At 68.5% G+C, this 16,371-nt stretch carries 15 protein-coding genes; 6 read left to right on the top strand and 9 right to left on the bottom strand.

The features are described 5' to 3' along the window. Positions 1–41: 41 nt before the first annotated feature. Complete coding sequence (locus PV396_RS24035) at positions 42–1,061, top strand: LacI family DNA-binding transcriptional regulator (protein ID WP_319207797.1); 1,020 nt, start codon at positions 42–44, stop codon at positions 1,059–1,061. A 96-nt stretch (positions 1,062–1,157) separates the two neighbouring features. Here the strand turns inward: PV396_RS24035 and prcA are convergent, their stop codons facing one another. The 6 genes from prcA to arc all read right to left on the bottom strand — a co-directional run bounded on the left by prcA (position 1,158) and on the right by arc (position 7,284). Then, complete coding sequence (gene prcA, locus PV396_RS24030; protein ID WP_319207795.1) at positions 1,158–1,898, bottom strand: proteasome subunit alpha; 741 nt, start codon at positions 1,896–1,898, stop codon at positions 1,158–1,160. A 56-nt stretch (positions 1,899–1,954) separates the two neighbouring features. Continuing rightward, a complete protein-coding gene (gene prcB / locus PV396_RS24025; RefSeq protein ID WP_319207793.1) occupies positions 1,955–2,800 on the bottom strand; it encodes a proteasome subunit beta in 846 nt (281 codons plus the stop codon). After that, positions 2,752–3,357, bottom strand: a complete 606-nt coding sequence (locus PV396_RS24020; RefSeq protein ID WP_319207792.1) for an endonuclease VII domain-containing protein — start codon at positions 3,355–3,357, stop codon at positions 2,752–2,754. Before PV396_RS24020 ends, prcB begins: the two co-directional genes overlap by 49 nt. 43 nt (positions 3,358–3,400) lie before the next feature. Further along, on the bottom strand, positions 3,401–3,616 hold the full coding sequence (locus PV396_RS24015; RefSeq protein ID WP_319207791.1) for a ubiquitin-like protein Pup: 216 nt from the start codon (positions 3,614–3,616) through the stop codon (positions 3,401–3,403). A 155-nt stretch (positions 3,617–3,771) separates the two neighbouring features. Continuing rightward, positions 3,772–5,283: a depupylase/deamidase Dop gene (gene dop / locus PV396_RS24010; protein WP_360804549.1), complete on the bottom strand. Its 1,512-nt coding sequence runs from the start codon at positions 5,281–5,283 to the stop codon at positions 3,772–3,774. A gap of 234 nt (positions 5,284–5,517) precedes the next feature. Beyond that, positions 5,518–7,284 (bottom strand): proteasome ATPase, encoded by a 1,767-nt coding sequence (arc, locus tag PV396_RS24005; protein WP_319207788.1) that lies wholly within the window; start codon positions 7,282–7,284, stop codon positions 5,518–5,520. 253 nt (positions 7,285–7,537) lie between these two features. Between arc and PV396_RS24000 the strand changes: the two genes are divergently transcribed. Further along, positions 7,538–7,843 carry a ferredoxin gene (locus PV396_RS24000; RefSeq protein WP_319207785.1) on the top strand — a complete coding sequence of 102 codons (306 nt, stop codon included), beginning with the start codon at positions 7,538–7,540 and terminating at the stop codon, positions 7,841–7,843. 118 nt (positions 7,844–7,961) lie between these two features. On the opposite strand, the gene PV396_RS23995 is transcribed toward PV396_RS24000, so the two are convergent. Together PV396_RS23995 and PV396_RS23990 are read right to left on the bottom strand one after the other, a co-directional pair. After that, positions 7,962–8,537: a hypothetical protein gene (locus PV396_RS23995; protein WP_319207783.1), complete on the bottom strand. Its 576-nt coding sequence runs from the start codon at positions 8,535–8,537 to the stop codon at positions 7,962–7,964. 194 nt (positions 8,538–8,731) lie between these two features. Further along, the gene (locus tag PV396_RS23990; RefSeq protein WP_319207780.1) at positions 8,732–9,634 is read right to left on the bottom strand and encodes a tRNA (adenine-N1)-methyltransferase; all 903 of its coding nucleotides are present in this window, start codon (positions 9,632–9,634) and stop codon (positions 8,732–8,734) included. Positions 9,635–9,851: 217 nt separating this feature from the next. On the opposite strand from PV396_RS23990, the gene PV396_RS23985 reads away from it, so the two are divergent. The 3 genes from PV396_RS23985 to PV396_RS23975 all read left to right on the top strand — a co-directional run bounded on the left by PV396_RS23985 (position 9,852) and on the right by PV396_RS23975 (position 13,819). Continuing rightward, entirely contained in the window at positions 9,852–11,300 is a 1,449-nt protein-coding gene (locus tag PV396_RS23985; RefSeq protein WP_319207778.1) for a glycosyltransferase family 2 protein, read from the top strand. 231 nt (positions 11,301–11,531) lie between these two features. Beyond that, positions 11,532–12,464 carry a glycoside hydrolase family 113 gene (locus PV396_RS23980; protein ID WP_319207776.1) on the top strand — a complete coding sequence of 311 codons (933 nt, stop codon included), beginning with the start codon at positions 11,532–11,534 and terminating at the stop codon, positions 12,462–12,464. Next, on the top strand, positions 12,461–13,819 hold the full coding sequence (locus PV396_RS23975; protein ID WP_319207773.1) for an acyltransferase: 1,359 nt from the start codon (positions 12,461–12,463) through the stop codon (positions 13,817–13,819). The genes PV396_RS23980 and PV396_RS23975 overlap by 4 nt, the downstream gene beginning before the upstream one ends. 29 nt (positions 13,820–13,848) lie before the next feature. Here the strand turns inward: PV396_RS23975 and PV396_RS23970 are convergent, their stop codons facing one another. Beyond that, positions 13,849–15,285 (bottom strand): site-2 protease family protein, encoded by a 1,437-nt coding sequence (locus PV396_RS23970; protein WP_319207771.1) that lies wholly within the window; start codon positions 15,283–15,285, stop codon positions 13,849–13,851. Between the two features lie 179 nt (positions 15,286–15,464). Here PV396_RS23970 and PV396_RS23965 point away from each other — a divergent pair, with 179 nt between their 5' ends. Next, entirely contained in the window at positions 15,465–16,343 is an 879-nt protein-coding gene (locus PV396_RS23965) for a PD-(D/E)XK nuclease family protein (protein ID WP_319207769.1), read from the top strand. Positions 16,344–16,371 lie beyond the last annotated feature (28 nt).

The raw sequence follows: 16,371 nt of genomic DNA, 5'->3' as shown, positions 1-16,371 counted from the left end.
TGTGCCCAGTCCGCACGTCCACACGAAAGAGCAGGCCCCCGGTGGTACGAGGCAGCACCCGACCCACCAGCCGCGACGTCGCCCGGGCCGCAGGCGTCTCCCAGGCCGCCGTCTCCCTCGTCCTCGGCGACAAATGGCGCGGCCGCGTCTCCGAAACCACCGCCGAACGCGTACGCACCGCCGCCCGCGACCTCGGCTACCGCCCCAACCTCGCCGCCCGCAACCTACGCCTCGGCCACACCCGCACCGTCCTCCTCGTCGTCCCCGTCCTCACCAACGAGTTCTTCGCCGGCGTCTACACCGGAGCCGCCCGCATCGCCGCCGAACACGGCTTCGGCGTCGTCCTCTACCCCTCCCCCGAAGGCATCGGCCCCGCCCGCGACCCCTTCCACTCCGCCCAGGCCGCCCTCGACGGCGTCATCGCCTCCTCCATGGCCGCCGACGCCCTCACCACCATCCGCGGCGACCAACTCCCCCTCGTCATGCTCGACAGCGACCCCCACGGCAGCCTCGGCGCCGCCACCGTCAACCTCGACATCGCCGACGGCGTACGCCAGGTCGCCGACCACCTCCTCACCCTCGGCCACCGCCACTTCCTCCACCTCGCCGCCGACATCCCCTCCTGGACCTTCGCCGTACGCGCCCAGGAACTCGCCACACGCCTCGCCACCGCCCCCGACACCGCCCTGCGCACCATCCACGCCCCCATCACCATCGAAGGCGCCCAACAGGCCGTCACAGCCGCCCTCACCGGCCCCGGCCCCCACCCCACCGCCCTCGTCTGCGACGACGACAAACTCGCCACCGGCGCCTACAAAGCCATCCGTCGCCTCGGCCTGCGCATCCCCGACGACCTCTCCGTCACCGGCCTCGACGACCTCGCCCTCGCCACCGCCATCGACCCCGAACTCACCACCGTCCGCCTCGACGCCGAACTCTTCGGCGAACGCGGCATGCAAGCCCTCCTCGCCGTCCTCGACGGCCGCACCCCCACCCAGGGCGACATCCCCGTCCAACTCGTCGTACGAGGCTCCACAGCACCGCCCGCCAAGCGCCCCTGAACACCCCCGACCGCCCCCACGAACGACCGAACCCCGGCCGCCACAGGCAACCGGGGTACGAATCAAAAACAGACAACAAGGTGCTACTGCGGCGGACTACTCGTCCTCGGCGGCGCTCTCCGCCTCCGTCGTAGCCCCATCGGCCTCCAGCAACCGCCCCAGCTGACGACCGACGATCCGCTTGAACTTCCGCTGCTGCGGCCTCGTACGATCCAGCACCGCGACCTCCAGCCGCTCCGCCGGAATCTCCCGCTCAGTACCGTTCGTATCCCGCGACAGCGCCTGAACCGCCAGCTTCAGCGCCTCCGCCAACGACATACCGTCCTGATGACGCTGATCCAGATAACCGCTGATCTGCTCGGCATTACCACCGACCGCCACCGAACCGTGCTCGTCGACGATCGAACCGTCGTGCGGCAACCGGTAGATCTGGTCACCGTCCGGCGTCGCACCGACCTCCGCGACGACAAGCTCCACCTCGTACGGCTTCTCCGCCGCCGAGGAGAAGATCGTGCCCAACGTCTGCGCGTACACGTTCGCCAGACCCCGAGCCGTCACATCATCACGGTCGTACGTGTACCCCCGCAGATCGGCATACCGCACACCACCGATCCGCAAATTCTCGTACTCGTTGTACTTACCGGCAGCCGCGAAGCCGATCCGGTCATAGATCTCGCTGAACTTGTGCAGCGCACGGGACGGGTTCTCGCCGACGAACACGATGCCATCGGCATACTGCAGCACAACCAGACTGCGACCACGCGCGATGCCCTTACGGGCATACTCCGCCCGGTCGGCCATCGCCTGCTGGGGTGAGACATAGAACGGCGTCGACACCGGATTAACCGTCCCTTTCTGTCGAAGTCACTGGACCACCTGAACCACGAGAGGCACTACAGCAGCGCGGCACGCGGGCCGTCGGGCTGGTCCAGACGCCGCTCCAGAATCGAACGGGCGATCTCAGCACCCTCGTCGTCCGTCAACCTGCGGAAACCGTCCTCGGTGATCACGGTGACAATCGGGTAGATCCGACGCGCGACATCAGGACCACCGGTCGCCGAATCGTCGTCCGCCGCGTCGTACAACGCCTGAATGACCAGTGTCGTCGCGTCCGCCTCACTCAGATCACGGCGATACAGCTTCTTCATCGCACCACGCGCGAAGAGCGACCCCGACCCGGTCGCCGCATAACCGTGCTCCTCGGAACGCCCACCCGTCACGTCGTACGAGAAGATGCGCCCCTTCCCGCGGTCCACGTCGAACCCGGCGAACAACGGCACCACCGCGAGCCCCTGCATCGCCATACCGAGATTCGAACGGATCATGGTGGACAGCCGGTTCGCCTTGCCCTCCAGCGAGAGCTGCGCACCCTCCACCTTCTCGAAGTGCTCCAGCTCCAACTGGAACAGCTTCACCATCTCGACGGCGAGACCGGCGGTGCCGGCGATCCCGACAGCCGAGTACTCGTCCGCCGGGAACACCTTCTCGATGTCCCGCTGCGCGATGACGTTCCCCATGGTCGCCCGCCGGTCACCGGCGAGAACCACACCACCCGGGAAGGTGACGGCGACGATGGTCGTGCCGTGGGGCGCCTCGATCACACCCTGGGTGGGCGGCAGTTGCCGCTTACCCGGGAGCATCTCCGGCTGATGGTCCGACAGAAAGTCCATGAAGGACGACGACCCGGGCGTCAGGAAGGCAGCCGGTAGACGCCCGGTGCTACGAGTGTTGGCTTCCACGCGTTTCCTTCCACGTATGTCGCAGCCCGCCTTATGACGTCGGGCCGATCCTTGAACTGCCCCAGCGCTGCATTACAGCCGAAGCACAGTACGCCTCGGACCCTACCCGTCTCGTGGCAGTGATCCACATGTGCAGGCGGAGCAGACAAACATATGCAGCAGACGCCACCTTGCGAGCCGATCAACTCGTCGCGCTCGGCTTCGGTGAGGCCGTAATTGCGCATGAGATGGTCTTCCCGCCCCCGGGTCGCCCGGCACGCCTTGCAGCGTGTGGACAACCCGTCGGAGGCGGTCGCATTGCGATGCCACTCACTGTGAGGCTTGATCTCGCCGCACGTCCGGCAGAGCTTGTGCCCAGGCGGAACATCCGCCCTCTCCCGCACAGACTTCCCCAGGGCCTCCCGGCGGCGCCGGTAATGCTCGGCACCGTACTCCGCCACGCAGTCCCGGCACCGCACCTGAAGGCCATCACGTCGGTTCTTGTCCCGCGCGAAAGCTACAACGGGCAAGTCCTTCTTGCAGCCCGTGCACCGCTTGCCCAACGTCTCGTCAACCATCCCCCGCAACCTTCGATCAGAAGGCCAGTCGACCTAATACCCTTTACTGCCCACCTTTTTGCACGAAGGACCTCACGAAATCCTCGGCGTTCTCCTCAAGTACGTCATCGATTTCGTCGAGGACAGAGTCGACGTCGTCGCTCAGCTTCTCCTGGCGTTCCTTGAGGTCCTCGGACACCTGTGCCTCAGGTGCCTCCTCGACCTCCTCCGTGCTGTGCGTCGCCTTCTGCTGTCCGCCGCCGGTGTCCTTGGTCGCCATAACCCTCACCCCGCTCGGTTCGACGTTCTTGATCAGACCCTACAAGCAGGGTCCGACATTGGCCCCGTAGTTGCCACAACGTCCGGGAACCACCTCGATGATTCCCGGACGCGGCACTTTCCACCCTGCCCGGCCGCCCCGGCCCAAAGCCCCGCTCAGTGGCCCGACAGGACCCTGACCAGGTCTTCTGCCGTTCGGCAGCGGTCCAGGAGCTCTTTGACGTGATTACGCGTTCCGCGAAGCGGCTCCAGGGTTGGAACCCGCTGGAGCGAGTCCCGGCCCGGCAGATCGAAGATCACCGAGTCCCAGGAGGCCGCGGCGACGTCGTCCGCGTACTGCTCCAGGCAGCGTCCGCGGAAGTACGCGCGCGTGTCCTCCGGGGGCTTCGTGCGGGCCCGCTCGACCTCGTTCTCGTCCAGCAGCCGCTTGATGCGGCCACGGGCCACGAGGCGGTTGTAGAGGCCCTTCTCGGCCCGTACGTCGGCGTACTGGAGGTCGACCAGGTGCAGCCGGGCGGCGTCCCAGTCGAGGTCGTCGCGGCGCCGGTAGCCCTCCATGAGTTCCCGCTTGGCGACCCAGTCGAGCTCGCCGGCGAGGCTCATGGGGTCGTTCTCCAGGCGGTTCAGGGTGTCTTCCCAGCGGACCAGGACGTCCTTCGTCTGGTCGTCGGCGTCGGCCCCGTACCGTTCCTCGACGTATTTGCGCGAGAGTTCGAAGTACTCCATCTGAAGTTGTACGGCGGTCAGTGTCCGTCCGCTGCGGAGCGTGACCAGGCGCTTGAGTGTCGGGTCGTGGGAAACCTGGTGGAGGGTGCGTACAGGCTGGTCGACGGCCAGGTCGACGGCGATGAAGCCGTCCTCGATCATGGAGAGGACCAGGGCCGTCGTACCCAGTTTCAGGTACGTCGAGATCTCCGACAGGTTCGCGTCGCCGATGATCACGTGGAGGCGGCGGTACTTCTCCGCGTCCGCGTGGGGTTCGTCCCGGGTGTTGATGATCGGGCGCTTGAGGGTGGTCTCGAGGCCCACCTCGACCTCGAAGTAGTCGGCTCGCTGGCTGAGCTGGAAGCCGTGTTCGTGGCCGTCCTGGCCGATGCCGACGCGGCCGGCGCCGGTGACGACCTGGCGCGAGACGAAAAACGGCGTGAGGTGGCGCACGATGTCCGAGAAGGGGGTTTCCCGCTTCATCAGGTAGTTCTCGTGCGTGCCGTAGGAGGCGCCCTTGTTGTCGGTGTTGTTCTTGTAGAGGTGGATCGGCTGGGCGCCGGGGAGCTGGGCGGCGCGTTCGGCCGCCTCGGCCATGATGCGTTCGCCGGCCTTGTCCCAGAGGACGGCGTCGCGGGGGTTGGTGACTTCGGGGGCGCTGTATTCGGGGTGTGCGTGGTCTACGTAGAGCCGTGCGCCGTTGGTGAGGATGACATTGGCGAGGCCGATGTCCTCGTCGGTGAGCTGGCTGGAGTCGGCGACTTCTCGGGCGAGGTCGAAGCCTCGCGCGTCGCGCAGCGGGTTCTCCTCCTCGAAGTCCCAGCGGGCCCTGCGGGCCCGGTGCATCGCCGCCGCGTAGGCGTTGACGATCTGGGACGAGGTGAGCATGGCATTGGCGTTCGGGTGGCCGGGGACGGAGATCCCGTACTCCGTCTCGATGCCCATTACTCGCCGTACGGTCATGCGGCCCTCCTTGCCCGGCGGTGTCCTCGGTCGGGGACGCCGCTCAAGTACCGGTGGTGCTCCGGTGCGTGTGCGGTGCCCGTCCCCGCACTGCGCGACTCGGCGGTACGAAAGAGCCTAGAACGCCTTTGCGCTGGTGGGGAGATCATTTGCGTCATTGCCTCGCTCCGGCTGTGGCCTGAAAAACAGTTGGCTGCGGGTACCCGGTGAGGGCACCCGCAGCCACCCGGTTTTTTACAGGTACTGACCGGTGTTGGCCACCGTGTCGATGGAGCGTCCGGTGTCGGCGCCCTGCTTTCCGGTGATGAGCGTACGGATGTACACGATCCGTTCGCCCTTCTTTCCGGAGATTCGGGCCCAGTCGTCGGGGTTGGTGGTGTTGGGGAGGTCCTCGTTCTCCTTGAACTCGTCCACGCATGCCTGGAGGAGGTGGGAGACGCGGATGCCCTTCTGCTTGTGGTCGAGGAAGTCCTTGATCGCCATCTTCTTGGCCCGGCCCACGATGTTCTCGATCATGGCGCCGGAGTTGAAGTCCTTGAAGTAGAGGACTTCCTTGTCACCGTTGGCGTAGGTGACCTCCAGGAAGCGGTTCTCCTCGGATTCCGTGTACATGTGTTCCACGGCCGTCTGGATCATGCTGTGGACCGTGGCCACCTTGTCGCCGCCGTGCTCCCCCACGTCCTCGGGGTGCAGCGGGAGGCGGTCGGTGAGGTACTTCTGGAAGATGTCCTTGGCGGATTCCGCGTCCGGACGTTCGATCTTGATCTTCACGTCGAGGCGGCCGGGGCGCAGGATGGCGGGGTCGATCATGTCCTCGCGGTTGGAGGCGCCGATGACGACCACGTTCTGCAGGCCTTCCACGCCGTCGATCTCGGCGAGGAGCTGGGGGACGATGGTGTTCTCCACGTCCGAGCTGACGCCGGATCCGCGGGTGCGGAAGAGGGATTCCATCTCGTCGAAGAAGACGATGACGGGGGTGCCCTCGCTGGCCTTCTCCCTTGCGCGCTGGAAGACGAGGCGGATCTGCCGCTCGGTCTCGCCGACGTACTTGTTGAGGAGTTCGGGTCCCTTGATGTTGAGGAAGAAGCTCTTGCCCTGGGCCTGGCCGGTGACCTCGGCGACCTTTTTGGCCAGCGAGTTGGCGACGGCCTTGGCGATGAGTGTCTTACCGCATCCGGGGGGCCCGTAGAGCAGGACGCCCTTGGGCGGCCTGAGTTCGTGCTCCTTGAAGAGGTCGGGGTGAAGGTACGGGAGTTCGACCGCGTCGCGGATCATTTCGATCTGGTTGCCCAGGCCGCCGATCTGCTCGTAGCCGATGTCGGGTACTTCTTCGAGGACGAGTTCCTCGACCTCGCTCTTCGGTACGACTTCGTAGACGTAGCCGGAGCGGGGTTCGAGCAGGAGTGCGTCGCCGGGGCGGATGACGACGTCCAGGAGTGGTTCGGCGAGCCGTACCACCCTTTCCTCGTCGGTGTGTCCCTGTACCAGGGCGCGCTCGCCGTCCTCGAGGATCTCCTTGAGGGTGACGATGTCGCCGACGCTCTCGAACTCCATGGCCTCGACCACGTTGAGTGCTTCGTTGAGCATCACTTCCTGGCCGCGTCGTAGCTCTTCGAGCTCGACGCTGGGGCTGACGTTCACGCGGAGTTTGCGGCCTCCGGTGAAGATGTCGGCTGTGCCGTCCTCATTGGCCTCCAGGAAGACACCGAAGCCGGCCGGGGGCTGTGCCAGCCGGTCGACCTCTTCCTTGAGGGCCACGATCTGGTCGCGGGCCTCTCGGAGTGTGTTGGCGAGCCGCTCGTTCTGTGCGGACACGCCGGCCAGATTGGTCTGCAGCTCGACGATCCGCTCTTCGAGAATCCTCGTGTGTCGCGGAGAGTCGGCGAGCTTGCGCCGCAGGACGGCGATCTCCTGCTCAAGGTAGGCAACCTGCCCGGACGGGTCGTCGGACCCTCGTCCCGGGCGGATGCCGCGGTTCATGTCGTCGTCGTGGGCTGCCACGGTCCTCACCTCCTCCAAGGGGAGCTGGACGCTTCCAGACCCTACCTGGGTGGGTGTCGATTGAAACACCTAGATCACAAAGACTGTCGAGGTGTGTCCGATCTTCACCCTTGCGCTCTCCCTCACGCCAGGGGAATACCCACAGAACATGATTGGGAAGCGGCCGGAGGTAGGGTCGAAGTGTTCAACACCCGTCAGAGCTGGGCCGACTTGCCGTCGGATTGTCCTGCTCGGGACAGAATCGGCAGGGGATATGACTGTGCAGGAGGAGGCCATGGCCGGCGGTGAGGCCTTGGAGGTCTGGATCGATCAGGACCTGTGTACGGGGGACGGAATCTGTGTCCAGTACGCGCCGGAGGTCTTCGAGCTGGACATCGACGGGCTGGCCTATGTGAAGAGCCCCGAGGACGAGTTGTTGCAGGCCCCGGGGGCGACGACGCCGGTTCCGCTGCCTTTGCTGACGGATGTGGTGGACTCCGCGAAGGAGTGTCCGGGGGACTGTATTCACGTACGTCGAGTTTCGGACAGGGTCGAGGTTTTCGGCCCGGACGCGGAGTGATGGTCTGACCACTCCGCGCTACCTCCGGCTGATTCGCGCCCCTGCGGTTGTCTGGTTTCTCACAGGCTGTTGGTCGTACGGATATTTCGCGGTCGCCTGCTGATCACTTGCACCCGGGTCACGCGCTGCGTGCGCCGGCGGGTGTCGAGCGGAGGAACGCGCCGTTCTTCCACTGCCATTTGGCGCGCTCGTCGACGTCGGGGCAGCATCGGGGGACGTCGAGGGACGAGTAGCCGAGGAGGGTGGCCGTGACGGCGCCATCGGTGACGGTGAGGTCGGTGACGGTGAGGCGGTCCTTGGGGTCGACGAGGGTCGCGACGATGCGCGGCTGCTCGGCGTCGGCGGCCCGGGTGAGGACGTACACGCCGTTGGGCGGGGTGCCGGAGCCGGCGTCGCAGCGGACGGAGGCGACCGTTTCGGGTCTGCCGTCGCCGTCGAGGTCTCCGGTGGCCTTGTGCTGTACGAGGATCGGGAGGGGGCCGCACTGGAGGGGGAAGTCGACTCCGGTGGGGTCGGGGGGTGCCACGGCCGCGGCGGGTCCGCCCGTGGGGCCGGCCGCCTGGGCCGCGGTGGCGGAGCCCGGCTGGAAGGCCGAGGAGAGGGCGACGACACCGGCGAGGGCGGTGGCCGTGGCGAGCCAGTGGATGGGGCGGGTGTGCGTGTGTGCGAGTTCCGGGACGGCGGATTGCTGCACTCGGAGTGTCTCCCGTGGAGGGCTGTGCCGGTGGGGTGTCCCGCATAGTGCCACACGTCACAGCGCTGCGGAACGGCGGGGCGGGTGGTGGCCGGTGTCGGAACGGGTGCCGTTGTGGCGTCAACGGGAAAGTGTTGTGGCCGAGTTCCCGGTGATCTGCGGGAACTCGGCCACGGTGTCCTTGCGTTGAGCGGTCAGCGGCTGTTGCCGCCGTCGGCGTTGGGGCCGGTGTAGTCCTCGCCGTAGGAGCCCTTGGAGGGGCGGCGGCGGCGCATGGGGGGCTCGACACCGTCGGCGAGGCGGCGGGCGGTGAGCAGGAAGCCGGTGTGGCCGATCATGCGGTGGTCGGGGCGGACGGCGAGGCCCTCGATGTGCCAGTTGCGGATCATCGACTCCCAGGCGCTCGGCTCGTTGAAGCAGCCGATCTCGCGGATGGACTCGACGGTCCGGGCGAGCTGGGTGGTGGTCGCGACGTAGCAGCAGACGATTCCGCCGGGGACGAGCGCCTTGGAGACGGCTTCCAGGCATTCCCAGGGGGCGAGCATGTCGAGGACGACGCGGTCGACCTCGGTGTCGCTGAGGTTGTCCTGGAGGTCGCCGACGGTGAGCTGCCAGGCGGGGTGGGGGCCGCCGAAGTAGCGCTCGACGTTCTGCTGGGCGATCTCGGCGAAGTCCTCGCGGCGCTCGTAGGAGTGCAGCATTCCCTGGTCGCCGATGGCGCGCAGCAGGAAGCTGCTGAGTGAGCCGGAGCCGACGCCCGCTTCGACGACGCGTGCGCCGGGGAAGATGTCGGCGAAGGCGAGGATCTGCCCCGCGTCCTTGGGGTAGACCACGGCGGCGCCGCGGGGCATGGACAGGACGTAGTCGGGGAGCAGGGGGCGCAGCGCGAGGTAGGCGACGTTTCCGGTGGTGCGGACAACGCTGCCCTCGGGTGCGCCGATCAGCTCGTCGTGCGGGAAGGAACCCTTGTGGGTGTGGAAGTTCTTTCCGGCTTCGAGCGTGAACGTGTAGTGGCGGCCCTTGGGGTCGGTCAGCTGAACCTGGTCCCCGACCTTGAAGGGCCCGCGCCTGCGGGCGGCACCGGTCGGTTCGGACATGTGAAGAGCCTACCGGTGTTGACGGGGGCCGCCGACCATCGAGGGGGCGGGGTCGGGACGGGGTTCGGGGTGGGCTTCGGGGGTGGGGCCCTGTGATGGGAATCATCTTCACAAAATCTGCAATCGACATGCATGGTTCCGCTTAGTACTTCTTCGCACTTCAAGGGTTTTGCCGCCCTTGGGATGAGTCGGTCCTTATACATACAAGTGGGTGATCATGACCACCTCCGCAGACGGCGTTGACGTTTTCCCGTCCCGTCGCACCGCGCGGATGGTGAAGCGTCAGGCGGTGTGGAAGCCGGGTTTCCTGCCGTTCCTGGTCACCGCGGGCCTCGCCTACGCCTTCTCCTCCGCGCTGTACTCCCCCAAGGTGACGCTGATGGGCTGGGTCGTCACCGTCCTGTGGACGCTGCCCGTCGTGAGTTCGCTCGTCGGTGTCACGGGTGCGCTGCTGACGCGGCGTCGTATCGCGCGCCAGCGGGGCTGGGTGGAGGCCGCGCCGGCGCTGGAGGACCGTCTCGTCGTGCTGGTGCCGACCATCGGCCGTGACGACACGTATCCGGCGCTGGAGCGGTCGGTGCTGTCGTACTGCGCGTTCCTGCCGCGCTGGTTCCCCGAGTTGCGTATCGACGTGCTGACGGAGGAGGGGTGCGAGGCCGCCGGCCGTATCGACGCGCTGGCCGCCCGCAGTCCGCTGATCCGGGTGGTGACCGTGCCGAAGGCCTACCGCACGGCCAACGGCACCCGGTTCAAGGCCCGCGCCAACCACTACGCCCACGAGTTGCGTATCGCCGAGGGTGAGGCGCTGGACGACGTGTGGGTGCTGCACATGGACGACGACACGGGGGTGGGCCCCGACACCGCCGAGCAGGTCGCGCGTTTCATCAACGCGCAGCGCCGCGCCGGTTCCGAGGGCAAGCATCTGGCGCAGGGCATGCTGACGTATCCGCGGGAGAACGCGGTCAACCGTCTGACGTGGCTCGCCGACGCGATACGTCCGGCCGACGACATCGCCCGCTTCGCCGTTCTCACCGGCGGCGGTACTCCGCTGGCCGGGCTGCACGGCGAGCTGCTGTTGATCCGGGCGTCCATCGAGGCGACGATCGGCTGGGACTTCGGCCCGGACTCCATCTGTGAGGACGCTCATCTGGCTCTGGTCTTCGCCAGCCGCTACAAGGGGCGCAGCGACTGGTTCTCGGGGCGGAGTTACGGCGCGTCCCCGGCGACGATGCGGGACTTCCTCAAGCAGCGGGAGCGCTGGTCGTGGGGTCTGGTGGGGCTGGCGTTCAACCGCACTCTGCCGCGCCGTTCCAGGGCGCTGCTCATGTACAGCGTGACGACGTGGGTCATGGGGCCCTTCCAGCATGTGGGGGTGGTCCTGGCGGTCGGCGCGCTGCTGGGTGACCTCAACACGTCGCCGGTCACGCCGTGGATCCTGCCGCTGTGGGCGGTGACCATGGGGTACGCGGTGTGGATGTACTGGGAGGGGCTCAAGATCAACGCGTCGGTGTCGGTGAACGGCCGTCGTCTGTGGTGGGAGCCGGTCGCGGTGGTCGCCCTGATGCCGTTCTTCGCGCTGTGGGAGGCGGTGGGTTCCTTCCGGGGGCTGCTGCGGTGTCTGCGCGGGGCGGAGAACCAGTTCGTCGTGATAGCGAAGCCGGCCTGAGGGATGCGTACACGTCTGCGGAGCCTTCGTCTCCCCGTTCCCCTTGTCCTCCTGGCTGTCCTGCTGACGGGATGTGTCGCTCCTGGAGCGAAGGCCCCGGCGAACGCCAGGGTGTCCCCGGCGGCGGCTCCGTCCTCGCCCGCGTCCGCCTCCGCGTCGCCGGGCAGGCTTCCGGCGCCCGAGCGGGTTGCCCGTCCCTGGCGGCCGGGGGATCCCCAGCTCGGTGCGCAGGTGCTCTGGTACTCCTACGCGGCCGAGACGGACGCGTCGGTGCGTGCCAATGCGCTGCGCCTGGTGAACTACATGGTCGGCAAGCACATGAACGCGGTCTCGGTGACTTTTCCGTTCGTGACCGCGGGGCCGTCGGCGAGCGTGGTGAGTGCCTCTGCCAGGACTCCCTCCGTACGGCGTCTGGGGCTGTTCCTGGACACCGCGGCGGCGGCCGGGCTGCGTATCACTCTGCGTCCGCTTCTCGATGAGCGGAGTCTGGTCGCCCGGGATCCGCTGGCCTGGCGTGGATCGCTCAAGCCTGCCGACAGGGCGGCCTGGTTCCGGTCCTACGAGGCGTTCCTCGCGCCGTATCTCGCCCTCGCGGACCGTCATCACGCGAGCACCTTCGTCCTCGGGGCGGAGCTGACGTCGCTGGAGGACGATCCGCGCTGGCGTTCGGTTGTGGATGCCGCGCGCAGGTCGTTCTCCGGTGAGCTGTCCTACGACGCGAACTGGGACGACTACGTGTCCCGGCACGTCCCCGTCCCCGTGGACCATCTGGGCATCGACGCGTACTTCCCGTTCCGCCACCTCGGGGACGATGCCTCCGTCGCGCAGATCGCCGAGGGCTGGCAGCGCTGGCTGGACCAGAAGAGCACCGGGAAGCTGCCCCGGATCGTCCTGAGCGAGGTCGGCATCATCGCCGAGGACGGCGCCTACCGTCACCCGGCGGTGTGGACGGGTGGCGGGAAGCTCAATCCCACGGTGCAAAAGCGCTGGTTCGAGGCGGCCTGCCGGGTCGCCCAGGACCGGGACATGGCCGGCCTGTACTGGTGGAACCTCGACTTCCACACCGACCCCACGGCCGGTACGCCCGCCGGTTCCCGCACCTCCTTCCTCGGCCGTCCCGCCGAGGCTGTCATCGCCTCCTGCTTCCGGACCTGGCCGAGATGAACGAAGAGCGCAACGGACGCCCGGCGTCCGATCCGAACGCCGAACCCGGTCCGAGGGCCGACGGTGGGCTCCGCCTGGCACCCGGGCGGCCCCGGGGCGTCGAGGCGGGGCGGATCACGGACACCATCCCGCTCGTGCGGCCGGCGACGGCCGACCGGCTGCCGACGCTGCTGGTGAAGCGGGATCCGGAGCCCGTACCTGTGCCCGTCCCCGTGGTCGTGGTCGAGTCGTCCCCGTCTCCGGCAGCCCCGGCCGGGCCGCCCGAGACGGGTGGGCGACGGTTCCTGGCCGTGGACGGTCTGCGGGGAGCGGCTGTGCTGGCCGTCCTGTTGTTCGACACCGGGGTGGGCGGGCCGTATGTGTCCTGGGCCGGTGCGGGTGTCGGCGTCGATGTGCTGCTGGTGCTGACGGGTTTCCTCACCGCTCTGCCGTTGCTGCGCAGGGCGACGGCGACCGGCAGGACCGGCGCCGTCGGCTTCCTGGTCCGCAGGGTGAAGCGGCTGGTTCCCGCTCTGCTGGTGGCGGTGGCCATGGCGTTCATGGGTTTTTGGGCGCTGGGTTCCTCGCGCATCGTGCGTGATCTGATCGGGGAGGTCGGGTCGGTCGTCGCGGGCCGGGACGGTTGGGCCGGGTGGGTGCACGGCCGGGCGGTGGGTGTCGTCCCGACGATGGACTCGCCGCTTGCTCCGCTGTGGTTGTGGGACGTGACCGCGCGCTCCGTGCTGGCGTGGTCGCTGCTGCTGGCGGGCCTGTGTCTGGTGGCCCGGCGCCGACTCGCCGAGGTGGCGTCGGTCGTTGCCCTGCTCGCCGGGGCGGTGACCGTGGCCGCGGCGTACGGGGTGCTGCCGGGCGTCGGGGTCGTCACCGGTATACAGACGCTCGCTCTGCCGGCCGGGGTCGCTGCCGCCTGCGTTGTTCACCTGGCCGAGCGTGGGGGCCGTACGGTGTCCCGGCGGGTTGGTGGGCTGCTGCTGGTGGCCGGGCCGGGGGCGGCGGCGGCCCTGGTGGTGTCGGCCGTGCTTCTCGGTGGAGGACACACCGGTGACCGTTACGTGGTGGCGGTCGTGCTGGGCACCGCTGTGCTGACGGCGGTGCTGTGCGGCGGCCGGGGGCCGTTGGTTCGGCTGTTGTCGGGCGATCTGCTCACGGAGATCGGCCGGATGTCCTACAGCCTCTTTCTGCTGCATCTGCCGGTGTACTGGCTGCTGCGGCGCGGGCAGTCGCACGGCCTGGGCGCTGTCACCCTGTTCCTGGTCGGGGGTGCGGTGACGTGGTTCCTGTCGTTGCTCGTCCACTACCTGCTCGTCGAGCGCCTGGCCGCCGGTCCGTGGCGCCGTGGGCGAGTGTCCCGCTGAGTCGTGCCGTGGTGGCCTGCGGCCGTGCCCTAGTTCGGGCGGGCCATCGCCTTGACGAAGGCGCGTTCGACGTCGGCCGCGGAGAGGACTCCGTAGATCTCGCCGGACTCCTCCACGACCAGGTATTCGGTGGCGGGCGTGGCGCGCAGCGCGTCGAGGAGTTCCTCGCCGGAGAGTTCCGCCGAGACGCGCATGCCGTCGGTGAGGTCCTGGGCGAGGCCGCTGACGGAGACCCAGGGGCGGCGGTGTTCGGGTACGCCGACGATGGCGGCCTCGCGGACGAGGGAGAGGGGTTCCCCGTCGGGGTCGACGACGACGAGGGCGCGGGCGCCGGCGTCGTTGGCGCGGCGCAGGGCCTCCGAGAGGGGGGTGTTGGTCTCGACGGGGACGGCGCGGCGGGTGAGGTTGCGGGCGCGCAGCTCGGGGAGGTGTTCGCGCAGGCGTGCCATGCGGAGGCTGTTGCCGGCGCCGGTCCAGATGATCGCGGCGAGGATCGCGGCGAGCAGGGCGTCGGTGACGGTGTCCATGCCGACGCTGTCCTCGGCGGTGGAGCCGAGGGCGCCGGACTGGGTGAGCAGCGGCAGTCCGATGAGGACGGAGACGGCGAGGGCGCGGCCGACCCAGGCGGCGGCGATCGTACCCGTCATGGGTTTGCCGGTGATCTTCCAGACGATCGCGCGGAGCATACGGCCGCCGTCGAGTGGCAGGCCGGGCAGGAGGTTGAAGGCGGCGACGATGAGGTTGGAGATCATCAGGCCGGCCAGCAGGACGCCGGGGACGGTGCCGGGTTCGACGGTCTGGAGGGCGAGGTAGAAGACGCCCGCGAGGATCAGGGAGAGGAGGGGGCCGACGAAGGCGAGGACGAATTCGCGGCCGGGGGTCTCGGATTCCTTCTCGATCTCGGAGACGCCGCCGAAGAACTGGAGCTGGATGCGGCGTACCGGGAGTTTGAAGCGGAGGGCGGCGACGGTGTGGGCGAGTTCGTGGACGAGGACGGAGGCGTAGAAGGCGACCGCGAAGAAGAGGGAGACCAGGTAGCGCAGGGCGCCGAGTTCGGGCAGGACGCGGTCGAGTTGGCCGCCGAAGACCCAGGTGATGAGGGCGGCGACGAGGAACCAGCTGGGGGCGACGTAGACGGGTACGCCGAAGGGGCGTCCCATGAGGAGTCCGCCGCGGAGTTCCTTGGGTTTGCGGGGGGCCCGGGACTTGGCGAGGCGCGGGGCGGTGCCTGTGCCGCCGGGCGCGGGGGCGGGGTCGGGTTCGGTCTGCTTCGTGGGTTCCGCGGCGGCCGGTTCCGCGGGTTCGGTGTGCTCGTCGTCCCGGTCGGTCCGGTCGTCGCGCGTGGTGTCCACGGTTGTGGGTTCGGGGTGTGCGGGGTCGGTGGTCCGGGCCGTGCCGCCGGTGTGGCGGTCGGTCGGCTGGTCGTTGCCGGAGCGCGGCTGTCCGCTCCCGCCGCTCTCGTCCACGGTGTCCCCTTGTCGAATGCGTCTCCCTTTTCCGCTCCGGGGCGGAAAGGTCTCGGGTCGATGGTATGCGGCCGTCGCACCGTGTTCCGCCCCGGCACCCCCTGTGTTCGCCGGGCCGTCGCTGCCGGGGCGTTGCCGCGGGTAGGTCACTGTCAGTGGCGGGCCGTATGGTCGTCGTCATGGAAATGAGCCCCGAGGGTGCCGCCGAGTCCGTTCCGCCGGTCGTGCTGCCCTCCGCGCCGGCGTCGCTGTCGCCCTCGCGGGCCAGTGACTTCATGCAGTGTCCGTTGCTGTACCGGTTCCGGGTGATCGACCGGTTGCCCGAGAAGCCGAGTGAGGCGGCGACGAGAGGCACCCTGGTGCACGCGGTTCTCGAGCGGCTGTTCGATGTGCCGGCGGCCGAGCGGACGGCGCCGCAGGCGAAGTCGTTGATCCCGGGCCAGTGGGACCGGCTGCGTCAGGCGCGGCCGGAGGTCGTGGAACTGTTCGCGGATGATCCGGACGGGGAGCGGCTGGCCCGGTGGCTGGGTGAGGCGGAGCGGCTGGTGGAGCGCTGGTTCGGGCTGGAGGACCCGACACGGCTGGAGCCCGCCGAGCGTGAGCTGTTCGTCGAGGCGGAGCTGGATTCGGGGCTGAAGCTGCGCGGCATCATCGACCGGGTCGATGTGGCGCCCACGGGCGAGGTGCGGATCGTCGACTACAAGACGGGGAAGGCGCCGCGTCCGGAGTACGCGGAGGGCGCGTTGTTCCAGATGAAGTTCTACGCGCTGGTGGTGTGGCGGCTGAAGAACGTGGTGCCGCGGCGGCTTCAGCTGGTGTATCTCGGCAGTGGGGATGTGCTGACGTACGACCCGGTCCTGGCCGATCTGGAGCGGGTGGAGCGGAAGTTGCTGGCGTTGTGGGAGGCGATCCGGGAGGCGACGGAGACGGGGGTGTGGCTGCCCCGGCCGACGAAGTTGTGCGGGTGGTGCGATCACCAGGCGGTGTGTCCGGAGTTCGGGGGGACTCCCCCGCCGTATCCGTTGCCCGTGCGGGTGGCTCCGCCGGGTGCGCCGTAGTTCAACTGCGGGCCGGTGGGGGCTTGTC

It is taken from the genome of Streptomyces sp. ME02-8801-2C (assembly GCF_033793965.1).
Classification (GTDB): Bacteria; Actinomycetota; Actinomycetes; order Streptomycetales; family Streptomycetaceae; genus Streptomyces.
Note: the sequence above shows the minus strand (reverse complement) of the source record. Positions and strands in the feature narration are given on the sequence as shown.

Excerpts from the sequence above, each read along its gene's own strand:
- PV396_RS24020 (WP_319207792.1), bottom strand. The coding sequence starts at position 3,357 with ATGGTTGACGAGACGTTGGGCAAGCGGTGCACGGGCTGCAAGAAGGAC.
- PV396_RS24015 (WP_319207791.1), bottom strand. The coding sequence starts at position 3,616 with ATGGCGACCAAGGACACCGGCGGCGGACAGCAGAAGGCGACGCACAGC.
- dop (WP_360804549.1), bottom strand. The coding sequence starts at position 5,283 with ATGACCGTACGGCGAGTAATGGGCATCGAGACGGAGTACGGGATCTCC.
- PV396_RS24000 (WP_319207785.1), top strand. The coding sequence starts at position 7,538 with ATGACTGTGCAGGAGGAGGCCATGGCCGGCGGTGAGGCCTTGGAGGTC.
- PV396_RS23990 (WP_319207780.1), bottom strand. The coding sequence starts at position 9,634 with ATGTCCGAACCGACCGGTGCCGCCCGCAGGCGCGGGCCCTTCAAGGTC.
- PV396_RS23985 (WP_319207778.1), top strand. The coding sequence starts at position 9,852 with ATGACCACCTCCGCAGACGGCGTTGACGTTTTCCCGTCCCGTCGCACC.
- PV396_RS23975 (WP_319207773.1), top strand. The coding sequence starts at position 12,461 with ATGAACGAAGAGCGCAACGGACGCCCGGCGTCCGATCCGAACGCCGAA.
- PV396_RS23965 (WP_319207769.1), top strand. The coding sequence starts at position 15,465 with ATGGAAATGAGCCCCGAGGGTGCCGCCGAGTCCGTTCCGCCGGTCGTG.